We start from the raw sequence: 12,955 nt of genomic DNA, 5'->3' as shown, positions 1-12,955 counted from the left end.
TAAGCCATCTGAATGGCAGGCGAACTCTCAATGTCCCCAGTTATGCAGGATGCGCTCGTAATCCTGGGGGCGGCCGGCATCGTTATTCCGGTGTTCGCCCGTTTCCGCATCACGCCGATCATCGGTTTCATCCTCATCGGTGTGCTTGTCGGCCCCTTCGGGCTTGGCACACTGGTGCGCGAGATACCGTGGCTGCAATATGTCACGATTTCCGATCCCGAGCGATTGCAACCCTTTGCGGATTTCGGGATCATCCTGCTCCTCTTCGCCATCGGTCTCGAATTGTCATTCAACCGGCTCTGGCAATTGCGCAGGCTGGTATTCGGTCTGGGATCGCTCGAATTGCTGATCATCGGCAGCATTTCAGCGGTATTTTTCGGCTATTACAGCGGTATGGAAACGACCTCGGCGCTCGCGTTGGGGTTTGCGCTCGCCTTCTCCTCGACAGCAATCGTGCTCCCCATCTCGGGCACGAGATCGCCGGTGGGCAGAGCCGCGCTATCTATGCTCCTCTTCGAAGATATCATGATCGTGCCGATCATCTTCATCCTTGGCGCGCTTGCACCCAACGATGATGGCGAAGGCTGGACTGCGCTCACAGATACGCTTTGGCAGGGCGGCCTCGTCATCCTGCTCCTGCTTGTGATCGGGCGATTCGCCCTTCCCCGCCTTTTCTCTCAAGCGGCGCGCACCAAGAGCCCTGAACTGTTCCTCGCCGCATCATTGCTCGTGGTGATCGGAGCAAGCCTCGCGACGGCGGCGACCGGACTTTCTCCAATCGTGGGCGCGCTGATCGCTGGCCTGCTGATCGCGGAGACCGAATACCACACAGAAGTCGAATCGATCATGGAGCCTTTTAAGGGCCTCGCTCTTGGTATTTTCCTCATCACGATCGGGATGAGCATCAACATCCTTACCATCATCGGCGACTGGACGAACATCGCACTCGCCGTCGTCGGAGTGCTCGTTTTCAAGGCGGTCGTGACTGGATCGCTGCTCAAGATGATGGGCGCGCGCCGCAGCACCGCCGCCGAAACCGGCGTGCTCATGGCCAGCCCCAGTGAAACCACCTTGATCGTGCTCGCCGCCGCGACGAGCGCGCTGGTTATCGATAGCGAAACCGCGCAATTCTGGCAGATTGTCACCGCCATCGGTCTCACGATCACGCCCCTTCTGGCGAAGCTTGGCCGCTCGATCGCGCGCCGCGTCGAGCCGACACCCGAGCTGCCCGAAGAAGACGAGGATGAAGCGAGAACGATCATCGTCGGCGGCGGCCGCGTCGGGCGGCTCGTCGCCGACATGCTGCAATCGCACGACCAGACCTACATTATCCTCGATTCCGATCCGGACATTATCGACCGGGCCAAGCGCGGCGGATATCGGGCAATCTTCGGCGATGCCGCGCGCGGGGACGCGCTGACCAATCTCGGTATCGACAAGGCGCCAGCATTGGTGCTGACGATGGACGAGCCGGTCTTGGCGCAGCGGTTGGTTTCGAAGCTAAGGGGCGAATACCCCGACCTGCTCATCGTCGCCCGCGCGCGCGATACCGATCATGCAGCGTCACTCTATCGAGCCGGTGCAAGTCATGCAGTCCCCGAGACGCTCGAGAGCTCGTTACAGCTATCGGAAGCTGTCCTGGTCGATATCGGAGTGGCCATGGGTCCGGTCATCGCTTCGATTCACGAAAAACGCGATGAATTCCGCGAGAAGCTCGAACGAGACGGCGGACTTGCAGAAAAGCCCAAGCTTCGCACCTCTTCAACGGGGGTCGAGAACTGAAACTTCGTTTGAGAAAGCCCGAACCTTTTTCATCGCTTACGCGTTGGATGAGAAAGGAGAAATCGCATGGCCGACACTATCGACCCGACCAAACCCATTCCGAACGATGAGAAGTTCAAACCGCAAAATGTGCAAGGCACTCTGAAAGATCAGGCGCCGACATCAAGCAACCGTGGGCAGCCAGGCGACACCGGCGGCAACGACGTCCCGCAGGGCAGCGACGGCGTAACGAAGGAAACGCCTGACGCTTCCTGAGTGCGTTGCGCCAAGCCTAAGTCTTAGGCTTGCAGCGCATTCTTGACGGCAGCGATCGCATCATTCGCTTTGCTGCCGTCAGGGCCGCCGCCCTGGGCCATATCCGGTCGTCCGCCTCCGCCTTTTCCGCCTAAAGCTTCGACGCCAGCACGAACGAGGTCGACTGCGCTGAATTGATCGGTCAGATCATCGGTCACTGCCGCAGCGATGCTTGCCTTGCCATCGTTCACCGCGACGATAGTGGCCACACCTGACCCCAGACGCTGTTTGGCCTCGTCAAGAAGGGGGCGGAGTTCCTTGGGGCTGAGCCCTTCCAGCACCTGACCGCTAAACTTCGTGCCGCCGATATTTTCATCTGCCGACTGCGATCCGCTGCTGTCGGCTGAGCCTCCGCCAAGAGCGAGAGCCCGCTTCGCGTCGGCGAGTTCCTTCTCAAGCCGCTTGCGGTCGGCCAGCAGTGCGGAAACGCGCGCTGGCACCTCTTCAGGGGTCGCGCGAATTGCGCTTGCCGCGGCTTTCAGCGCCTCTTCGCGTTCGACGAGCCAGCTTCGTGCAGCCTTCCCGGTCAGAGCTTCAATCCGCCGCACTCCGGAAGAAACCGCGCTTTCGGATACGATGCGGAACAAGCCGATATCGCCGGTTGCCTTCACGTGAGTGCCACCGCAAAGCTCGACGGAGTAATTCTTACCTCCATCGGCAGCGCGCCCCATCGAGAGCACGCGAACTTCATCGCCATACTTTTCGCCGAATAGCGCCAGCGCGCCCGCTTCGACCGCATCGTCCGGGCTCATCAGGCGCGTCGAGACAGGCTCGTTCGCGAGAATTTCGGCGTTCACTTCCGCTTCGATGGCAGAGATATCATCATCGCTGAGTGCCTTCGGGTGGGAGAAGTCGAAGCGGAGGCGATCCTCCGCAACCAGAGAGCCCTTTTGGGTCACATGGTCGCCCAGCTGGCTGCGCAGAGCCGCGTGAACAAGGTGCGTGGCCGAATGGTTCGCGCGAATCTGCGTGCGCCGTTCACCGTCCACCTCCAGTTGCACATTGTCGCCCACCGCAATTGTCCCTACACCGATTTGGACATGGTGCGCATGCAGGCGGCCGAGCGGTTTGCTTGTATCGCTCACCTTCGCCGCGAATCCATCGGGCGTTGAAATCGAGCCGGTATCGCCGGTCTGACCGCCGCTCTCACCGTAGAACGGCGTCTGATTGGTGAGGATCACGACTTCGTCACCGGCATCAGCGGATCTAACTTCCCCGCCATGCTTGACTATCGCCACTACCGTGCCTTCGCCGGATGTTGCAGCGTAGCCGGTAAACTCGGTGGCCCCTTCGCGCTCAGCGATGTCGAACCAGACCTCACCCGATGCCGCGTCGCCCGAGCCTTTCCAGGCGGCGCGAGCAGCCTCTTTCTGCCGGTTCATGGCGGCGTCAAAGCCTTCGCGGTCGACCCCGATGCTGCGAGCGCGCAGGGCATCTTCGGTCAGATCATAAGGGAAACCGTAAGTGTCATAGAGCTTGAAAGCGGTCTCCCCGTCGAGTTCGCCGCCTTCTTCCATATCGCCGGTTGCCTCATCGAGAAGTTTCAGGCCCTTTTCGAGCGTCTTGCGAAACTGTGTTTCCTCGCGCTCAAGCACTTCCTCGATCAATGCCTGACCGCGCGAGAGCTCGGGATAGGCCTGCCCCATCTCTGAAACGAGGCTCGGGACAAGACGGTGCATCAACGGTTCGCTTGCACCAAGCAGGTGCGCGTGCCGCATCGCGCGGCGCATGATCCGGCGCAGAACGTAGCCGCGACCTTCATTAGAGGGGAGCACGCCGTCCGCCATGAGGAAGCTCGTCGAGCGCAGATGGTCGGCGATCACGCGATGACTTGCGGCTTCGTTCCCTTCGGCTTTGACCTCGGTGAGTTGCTCGGACGCTGCGATCAGCGCTTTGAACGTGTCGGTGTCGTAATTGTTGTGAACGCCCTGCATCACCGCTGCAATGCGCTCGAGCCCCATGCCCGTGTCGATCGATGGGCGCGGCAGGTCCTTGCGGGTGCCATCAGCCTGCTGGTCGAATTGCATGAAAACGAGGTTCCATATCTCGACAAAGCGACCGCCATCTTCGTCGGGGCTCCCCGGAGGTCCGCCCGCAATGTGCTCGCCATGATCGTAAAAGATTTCCGAACACGGGCCGCATGGACCGGTTTCCCCCATCGACCAGAAATTGTCGCTCGTTGCGATGCGGATAATTCGGTCTTCGGGAAGGCCGGAAATCTTACGCCAGAGATCGAACGCCTCGTCGTCGGTATGGTAGACCGTGGCGGTCAGTCTGTCTGCCGGGAGACCCCACTCCCGTGTAAGCAGTTGCCAAGCATTTTGGATCGCCTGCTCTTTGAAGTAATCACCAAACGAAAAGTTGCCGAGCATCTCGAAAAATGTGTGATGCCGCGCAGTGTACCCGACATTGTCGAGATCGTTATGCTTACCGCCTGCGCGCACGCATTTCTGCGACGATACAGCCCTCGGCCCCGGAGGCGTTTCAAGTCCTGTGAAGGCATTCTTGAAAGGCACCATGCCCGCATTGACGAACATGAGCGTGGGATCGTTGTACGGCACCAGCGGGGCGCTGGGCACAGCGACATGATCGGCATTGCCGAAAAAATCGAGAAACGAGCGGCGAATATCGTTGGTGGACGTCATGAAAGGGCAGTTAGGCAATGCACGGGGCGGCGACAAGACACCGCGTGTCATCTCCGCGACAAGCTGCAAACGTGCAACGCGCCGAAATCAATCGCGTTTGCCACCCGATCGCTCCAAACACAGAAAAACCGGCGCGGCCGATAGCCCTAGGGGTGGGCTGGCGCACGCCGGCTTTCCGGTCTTCCGGGCGCTGCAGCGATCGCAGTCTTAGCCCGCTTGAGGATCAGTCGTCGGGGTTCGCGTCCGGCCCCGCCATCATCTCCTCGGCAACCTCGTCGGTGCAGCCGCGTATGGCGGCTTCCAACCGGTCGCAAACTTCAGGATTTTCCTTGAGATAGGTTTTCGCATTCTCCCGGCCTTGGCCAATGCGAACGCTGTCATAGGAATACCAGCTGCCCGACTTCTCCACGATCCCCGCCTTGACGCCCAGATCGAGGATCTCGCCGATCTTCGAGACGCCCTCGCCGTACATGATGTCGAATTCGACCTGCTTGAACGGAGGCGCGACCTTGTTCTTCACGACCTTTACGCGAGTCGAGTTGCCAATCACTTCGTCGCGGTCCTTGATCTGGCCGGTGCGGCGAATGTCGAGACGCACCGATGCATAGAATTTAAGCGCGTTGCCACCCGTCGTCGTCTCCGGGTTTCCGTACATGACCCCGATTTTCATGCGCAGCTGGTTGATGAAGATAACCATGCATTTCGAACGGTTGATCGACCCGGTCAGCTTGCGCAGCGATTGGGACATCAGTCGCGCCTGAAGGCCAACATGGGCATCACCCATTTCACCTTCGATTTCAGCGCGCGGGACAAGCGCCGCGACCGAGTCGACCACCAACACATCAATCGCGTTGGAGCGCACGAGAGTGTCGGTAATTTCGAGTGCCTGCTCGCCGGTGTCGGGCTGCGAGACGATAAGTTCGTCGATATCCACGCCCAGCTTGCGGGCATAGACCGGATCGAGCGCATGCTCCGCATCGACAAAAGCGGCCGTTCCGCCCGCCTTCTGCGCCTCGGCAATGACATGCAGCGCCAAAGTCGTCTTGCCCGAGCTTTCCGGACCATAGACTTCGATTACACGGCCTTTGGGCAGGCCGCCAATACCAAGAGCGATGTCGAGCCCCAGCGATCCGGTCGAAATCGCTTCGACTTCCATCGTTTCCTTCGAGCCCAGCTTCATCGCCGACCCCTTGCCGAATGCCCGATCGATTTGAGCAAGTGCGGCGTCGAGCGCCTTTTGACGGTCCACGTCTTTTTCCTTCTCTACCAGCTTGAGATTAGTAGCCATCGCACGCTCTCCTTCACTTGCCTAGATGCGAGTCGGTTTTATCGACCGCCCTTGTGAAGGTATGATGTATCTGATTTGTTCTCATGGAACAAGAGCGGAACAAAACTTTTTTCTCGACAAGCCATAAATGCCGATTCAAGCGTCAGAAACGTCGGCTTTCTGCTTCACCGCGCGCATCACCCCGCCCACCTTTTCGACGATCGCCGAGACGCTGAACGGCTTCGCGATGAAGTGCATGTCCGGTATGTCGATGTCCTTGCGAAGCTGTTCCTCGGCGTAGCCAGACATGAACAGGACAGGCATGTCAGGCAGGTCCTTGCGAATCTCGCGCACCATTGCGGGGCCGTCCATGCCTGGCATCACCACGTCGCTGACGATGAGGTCGAACTCGCCGCCCTCTTCGATCGCTTCGAGCCCCTCCTCGCCGCCGGGACACGCAGTCACTTCGTAGCCGGCCCGCACCAGCGCGCGCTCAGCCACGGCGCGAACCATGTCTTCGTCTTCGACCAGCAGGATTTTGCCGCCCACCGACCAATCGGAGGAAACCGGTGCTGGCGTTTCGCGGCGTTTTGGCGCTTCCCCGCGGTGGACCGGGAAGTAGATGGTGAAGCGCGCGCCGACCGGCTTGTCGGAACTGTCCGTTACATTATCGGCGAAGATAAAACCGCCCGATTGCTTGACGATACCGTAGGCCGTTGAGAGCCCCAGCCCAGTCCCCTTCCCCTGTTCTTTCGTGGTGAAGAAAGGTTCAAACAGTTTCGGGAGCACCTTTTGCGGAATGCCTCCGCCGGTGTCCTGCACGATCAGCACCGTGTAATTGGCCGTCGGTAAAATCTCCGAGCCGAGCTTCACGACCTCGTCCGCACCGATGCTGCGCGTAAGCAGCGAGATCCGCCCTGCCCCGGTCCCGTTGGACTGGATCGCATCGCGCGCATTCACCGCCAGGTTCATGATGACCTGCTCGAGCTGCTGAGGGTCGGCACGAACCGGGCCGAGATCGCGGTCGTGCTGTACGAAATACGTAATCTTCTCGCCCAGCAGCCTTTTGATGAGAGGCCCCACCTCGCTCACCACATCCGGCAGCTGCAGGATCTCGGGCCGAAGCGTCTGTTGCCGCGAAAACGCCAGCAATTGCCTGGTAAGCGATGCCGCGCGGTTCGAATTGGCCCTGATCTGCTGGATATCGTCGTAATCGCTATCGCCGGGCGTATGGCGGAGCAGCATCAGATCGCAGGTGCCAATGATCGCTGTCAGCACATTGTTGAAATCGTGGGCGACGCCGCCGGCGAGCTGGCCGACCGCCTGCATCTTTGTGGCCTGAGCCACCTGACGCTTGAGCTGATTCTCCTCGCTGGAATCGGCGAGGCTTATGAGAACTGCGGCCTCACCCAATCCGCGCACGCCCGCAAGCCCGATCGATACCGGCTCATCGGGATGAGAAATAAGCCGGACCGCCATATCGCCGCTGGTGGCGGGGCCGCGGCCATGTCTGCGCACCGCGTCCGACAGCGCCGCCTTGTCCTCATGCACGGCGAGGTCCGTGGGAAACGCAGGCAGCCCGCGCCCTTCCCGGTCCACCGAGCGCAAGAAAGCGTCATTACCAAACAGAAACCGTCCATCGCGATCGGTCATGGCAAGGCCCAGCGGCAATTGGCCGAGCAAGGCGTCCAGCTGCGCAACACCTGCTTGCGACGAGCCATCCCAGCCGCTGCCGATCCCGACGCCGCTGTCGATCATCAGCATGAGTGTCGCCCCGGCATCGGAGCTGGCATTGCGCGCCGTTACAGGGTCCTGAAGGGGAACATCGACAAGTGTTTGGGGAGTGCCACCCCTGCCTTCCCTTGCGAAATAAATCCGGTCGCGATCATCCGAACGAAGGAAGGATACGAAATCCTGACCGGCAAGGGTCGCGGTGGGATCACCGGCAGCCCGTTCGGCAAAGCCCGAACTTACCGAACGCACTACGCCTGTCGCGGTCGTGATCGCAGTCTCGATGCCGGCGCGGCTGAGCATCCGCCCGAAAGGCCCCGACAGATCTAGATCGCTGATCGTATCGTCTTTTTCGGTCGCAAGGCCCTGGAACTGCCAGACGAGATGATCGTCGGCCCGGCCTGCGCGCCGCACCGATACGCGCCAGGCTTCCTCGGTCGAGACTGTTTCAAGACTTTCCAGCGTGCCGGCACCATCGCGCCACGCTTCGCGGGCAAGCTTCGTCATCGCCTCGAGCGCGGGACGGTCGAGCGGCAAGGAAGGAGGCGCGCTGCCAACGCCGAAAGTTTCGATGAACACAGAGTTTGCGCAAACCAGCCGGTTGGCCCGGTCTGTGATGGCGATGGCCTCTCCTTCGGCTGCAGCACCTTCGATTGCGGCCAACGTCACCGACCAGTCCGGAGCAGCCAGCGCAACCTGCTCCGGCGCCGCGCGGGCGCGGTCGAACAGAAACACGCCCGTAAGCAGCAGCCCGATGCCGAGCACGAAAACGAGCGCCAGCAGCCAGTCAGAGGTAATGGCGAGCAGCACCAGCGCGCTCACGACAACCGCACCGCCCAATGCGGCTATCATCAATCGGCTACTTTCAGTCAGGCCGCCCGTCTTTCGGCGGGGATAACCAATTTCCATGTCGGTCGTATGTTTCAAGCGAACCTGATCCCAATGGCGTCAGCGGAAATAGCCCTAATTGGCCTTGAGCCTTTGGTCGAGCCGGGCTTCCATCCGTTTTAGACGTTTTGCCCGGCGGCGCGCGATAACCACACGCCAGATTGCGCTAGAAAGGAGATAACCGGCAGCTGCGGACAGGACCGCAAGAACGATGAACCCGAACGCGGTGACCCCGGCGAGCTCAAAGAAATCGGAAAGCCAGCTCCATGCGCCGCTCTGCAGCTGCTCATTGGCATAGCCCGAAGTCGCGGCGTCGATCTGCAAGGTGAAGCGTCCGACACGATTGGCAACGACCGCCCAGATCGGAAACGTCAACGGGTTGGTCACGAAAGTGACCAGCGCAGCCAGAGGAACATTTGCCCGCGAAGGCAAAGCCAAGAACGCAGCGAGGAAGATCTGGCCGATCGGAATGATGAACGCGGAAAACAGGCCGAGAGCAACTCCGCGTGGTACGGACCTGCGGGTGAAGCGCCACAGCTCAGGAGAGAGAAACCTGTGTGCGATCGGCGCCAGATATTTGTTGCGCGCCATCTCCTCGCGCTTGGGCATGTGCTTTCGGATCATGTCCGAAGCCCAGGTTTTTCCGCCTGATGGTCTGGTGCGAGCGTTCTTCATCACTGATCGCCGCCCCTGTGCGCCATGGCCCAGAAACACAAGCTATTGTCGTCAAGATGCAGCGCGGCTTCCATGAATGATCATATGGGTAGCATTGCCCAAGTGACCAGTGGGTGAATCCGGTCATTTTTCATCGAAAAATCGCAGGCGCTAGCCGCGATCGCGCATGAGCCGAGCCTTGTCGCGTTTCCAGTCGCGCTCCTTGATGGTCGCGCGCTTGTCGTGCGCCTGCTTCCCTTTGGCGAGCGCTAGCTCGACTTTCGCGCGTCCCTGCCCATTGAAATAGATCGACAGCGGGACAAGCGTCATGCCTTTACGCTCAACCGCGCCGAACAGCTTCCCGATCTGACGTGCATTCAAAAGCAGCTTTCGCGGGCGGCGCGGTTCATGGTTAAGGCGGTTGCCGTGGCTGTATTCAGGGATGTTCGAATTGATGAGCCACACTTCGCCATCCTTCACCTCGGCATAGCTTTCGGCGATTGTCGCCTCGCCAGCGCGCAGCGCCTTTACCTCGGTGCCCTGCAAGGCCAGGCCAGCCTCGAATTTCTCGTCGATATGATAATCGAACCGTGCACGGCGGTTTTCCGCGACGGTTTTCTGCTTATCGAATTCGGGTGGTTTGGGCCTTGCCATAGGTCGGGCGAGATAGGCGCTGTTTCCGTGCTAGCAAAGGGCTCAATTGCATAAATCGCGCACCTAAGGAGCGGCGCGCCCACTAAGCTTCAATCAGGCCAGCATGAACGAGGGCTTCGTCGACCGCCTTTTGCGAGGCCTCGCTCGCGTTGGTCAGCGGCAGCCGCACGTCGGGCTCAAATCCCTCGCGCACACGGCTAAGCGCGTATTTTACCGGTCCCGGAGAGGCGTCGGAAAACATCGCATAGTGTAGCGGGAACAGCCGGTCATTGAGTTGACGTGCTTTCTTCAGATCGTTGGCCGAGATCGCTTCATGAAACTCCGCGCACAGCGCCGGCGCCACATTGGCCGTGACCGAAATCGCGCCCCTCCCGCCTGCTGCTGCGTGCGGAAGCCAAAGCTCGTCATTGCCGGAGAGCTGGCAGAATTCGTGGCTTAGGCCCATCCGGTGGTCGGCCACGCGTGAAAGATCGCCGCTGGCATCCTTTATCGCGATGATGCGGTCGGGGTACTTCTTCACGAGCGCCACCACCGTATCATCTTCGATGTCGGTCACTGTTCGGCTCGGCACATTGTAGAGCACGATGGGAAGCTCGCAGTTCTCCGCAAGATAGCTGAAGTGCGCGATCAGTCCTTCCTGGCTTGGGCGGTTATAGTACGGCGCAACGCATAGTCCGGCAGATGCGCCTGCTTTCTTGGCGAAGGTCATGTGAAGCGCAGCGTTCATGGTGTCGTTGCTGCCGCAACCTGCGATCACCGGAACGCGCCCGGCAGCTTGTTCGATGCAAACCTCGATCACGCGGTGATGTTCGGCATTTGATAGAGTTGATGCCTCGCCGGTCGTCCCGCAGGGAACCAAACCGGCGCTCCCTTGCTCTATTTGCCAATCGACCAATTCTCGAAATGTCGGTTCGTCGAACGATCCGTCCTTAAAAGGAGTCGCCAAAGCGGGAATTGATCCGCTGAACATTGTTAATCTTCCTGTTTGTACCAATATTCTTTGAAAACGGGGCATTATCGTAACCGACGAGCCCTTTGTTAAGCGCCTGATAAGGAGCCGATCGCCACGATGTCCAGCATGGCCTTCAAAATCAAATCCTCCCCCCTCGCTCTCGCGGCAATCCTCACAAGCGGTTTGGCGGCACTCTCCGTTCCCGCATTATCTCAATCGAGCAGCATTGATCGCAGTGCAAATCTGGTTGCGCAGCAGCCGACGCAGATCGGCGCGGCGATCAGCAAGTGGGAGCGTTTGCAGGCCAGTGATGAACTGAACTTTCGCGATTATGCCGGGTTTGTCATGGCCTACCCTGACTTCCCGCGAGGAAACCTGCTTCGCATCAGGGCCGAAAACCGGTTGAATGACGAAGCGCCCGTGCAGTCCGAAATTCTCAGTTTCTTCGATGCGCATCCGCCGATCACCAATGCGGGCCGGGCTCGATATGCGCTCGCTCTTGGCGGAGCACAAAGGCCTGAAGCTCTCGAGGTCGCCCGCGCTGCATGGCGTGGCGGCGCGATGAGCGACCCGTCCGAGGTGTACATGCTCGGGCTGTTCGGTTCGCAGTTCACGGATGCCGATCACGCGGCGCGCATGGATGCGCTGCTTTGGCAGGGAGACAGTGAGGCGGCGACGCGGCAGCTCATCAATATCCCCGCATCCGAAAGAGAGATGGCGCTGGCGCGGCTTGCGCTCATTCGCGGAGCGAGCCCGCTTGAATCCGGTTTGACAGTGCCCTCAAACGCCATGCGGAACGCGGGCTACATTTATAATCTGCTGAATTACTATCGCGGAAGCGGCCAGACCAATGCGGCGATACAGCTGCTTGCGAACCGCCAGACCTTCGATGCGCCCGCAATTGAAGCGGAAGATTTCCTCGGCGACATGCTCGCGGTGGCGAAAGCGGCAAGTGCGTCGGACACCGTGCGGATCACGAGCAAGATCGATGATCTGTTCGAGCCGGGGCAGGATATTTCGCAAGGTTCGTTCCGTCTGCGCGACCGTTACACCGATCTCATGTGGATGGGCGGCACGAATGCGCTGTGGCGGCTGCGCGATGGTGCGCGCGCCGCGCCGCTGTTTGAACGGTATGGCAAGGCTGCGAGGACTCCCCTCACCAAGGCCAAGGGCTTCTATTGGGCAGGCCGCGCAGCACGCGAGGCCGGCATGACGCAAGAAGCGACGAACTATTTCGAGATGGCGGCTGCGTTTCCGCATTATTACTATGGGCAGCTCGCGCTTGGCGCGTTGGACAGACCGATGCCGGACTTCCAAGAGCTGCCACAGGTTCAGGTGGACGCCGCCACCCGTGCTCAATTCGAAGAGGACTCCCTTACGAAAGCAATACGATCGATTGCAGCCAATCGCCGAGACTGGCGGACTGAGCGCCGGTTCTTCCAGGCCATCGGTGAAAGCGCTGAAACGCCGGAGGAGCTGCTCCTCGTCAACAACCTCGCTGCCGAAACCGGACTTGAGGAAATGGCAGTCGTGGTCGGCATGGAGGCTGGTGCCAACGGGCTTGTCGGGTACGAGCGGGTAGGCTTCCCCACGGTGGACGTGCCGGTAGTGAATGACTGGACGATGGTTCATGCAATTGCCCGGCAGGAAAGCGAATTCGACCGCACCCGCCGCAGCCACGCCAACGCCATCGGCATGATGCAGCTTCTGCGAAGCACCGCGCGCGAAGAAGCGGGCATTCTCGGCATCCAGTACATGAGCGCCAGCCTGACCGAAGACCCGAAATACAATATCACCTTGGGCGATGCGCATTTCGCTCGGAGGATGGACCTTTACGGCGGCGCTTACCCGCTCGCCATCGCATCCTACAATGCGGGTCCGGGACGAGTGCGGCAATGGCTTGAGCTAAATGGTGATCCGCGCCGCGGCGAGATCGATTGGGTCACCTGGATCGAGAAGATCCCAGCCAATTTCGAAACCCGCTATTACGTGATGCGGGTAATCGGGAACGCGGTGACCTATTCGCACATGTATCCCGAAAAAGCCGGATTGCCGCGCACGGTCGACACTTTCCTGCCTTAGAGCAGA

General features: G+C 60.1%; 9 protein-coding genes. 3 read left to right on the top strand and 6 right to left on the bottom strand.

The window, feature by feature from the left end:
* The first annotated feature begins 12 nt into the window (after window positions 1–12).
* Window positions 13–1,782, top strand: a complete 1,770-nt coding sequence (locus tag IB285_RS04400; RefSeq protein ID WP_190787036.1) for a cation:proton antiporter domain-containing protein — start codon at window positions 13–15, stop codon at window positions 1,780–1,782.
* Window positions 1,783–1,848: 66 nt separating this feature from the next.
* Window positions 1,849–2,037, top strand: a complete 189-nt coding sequence (locus tag IB285_RS04395) for a hypothetical protein (protein WP_190787035.1) — start codon at window positions 1,849–1,851, stop codon at window positions 2,035–2,037.
* Between the two features lie 23 nt (window positions 2,038–2,060).
* Here IB285_RS04395 and alaS read toward each other — a convergent pair whose 3' ends face one another.
* The 6 genes from alaS to dapA form a co-directional block, all read right to left on the bottom strand.
* The gene (gene alaS, locus IB285_RS04390) at window positions 2,061–4,721 is read right to left on the bottom strand and encodes an alanine--tRNA ligase (protein WP_190787034.1); all 2,661 of its coding nucleotides are present in this window, start codon (window positions 4,719–4,721) and stop codon (window positions 2,061–2,063) included.
* Window positions 4,722–4,944: 223 nt separating this feature from the next.
* Complete coding sequence (gene recA / locus IB285_RS04385; RefSeq protein ID WP_190787033.1) at window positions 4,945–6,009, bottom strand: recombinase RecA; 1,065 nt, start codon at window positions 6,007–6,009, stop codon at window positions 4,945–4,947.
* A 135-nt stretch (window positions 6,010–6,144) separates the two neighbouring features.
* A complete protein-coding gene (locus tag IB285_RS04380; RefSeq protein WP_190788984.1) occupies window positions 6,145–8,571 on the bottom strand; it encodes a response regulator in 2,427 nt (808 codons plus the stop codon).
* 111 nt (window positions 8,572–8,682) lie between these two features.
* Entirely contained in the window at window positions 8,683–9,216 is a 534-nt protein-coding gene (locus IB285_RS04375; protein WP_190788983.1) for a DUF2062 domain-containing protein, read from the bottom strand.
* Window positions 9,217–9,432: 216 nt separating this feature from the next.
* A complete protein-coding gene (gene smpB / locus IB285_RS04370; protein WP_190787032.1) occupies window positions 9,433–9,915 on the bottom strand; it encodes an SsrA-binding protein SmpB in 483 nt (160 codons plus the stop codon).
* 82 nt (window positions 9,916–9,997) lie between these two features.
* The gene (gene dapA / locus IB285_RS04365; protein ID WP_190787031.1) at window positions 9,998–10,885 is read right to left on the bottom strand and encodes a 4-hydroxy-tetrahydrodipicolinate synthase; all 888 of its coding nucleotides are present in this window, start codon (window positions 10,883–10,885) and stop codon (window positions 9,998–10,000) included.
* A gap of 108 nt (window positions 10,886–10,993) precedes the next feature.
* Between dapA and IB285_RS04360 the strand changes: the two genes are divergently transcribed.
* Window positions 10,994–12,949: a lytic transglycosylase domain-containing protein gene (locus tag IB285_RS04360; protein WP_234033059.1), complete on the top strand. Its 1,956-nt coding sequence runs from the start codon at window positions 10,994–10,996 to the stop codon at window positions 12,947–12,949.
* The last annotated feature ends 6 nt before the right edge of the window (window positions 12,950–12,955 follow it).

Origin of the sequence: Erythrobacter rubeus (assembly GCF_014705715.1) — a bacterium.
GTDB classification, from domain to species: Bacteria; Pseudomonadota; Alphaproteobacteria; order Sphingomonadales; family Sphingomonadaceae; genus Erythrobacter; species Erythrobacter rubeus.
This window is presented reverse-complemented; position numbering and strand designations above follow the sequence as displayed.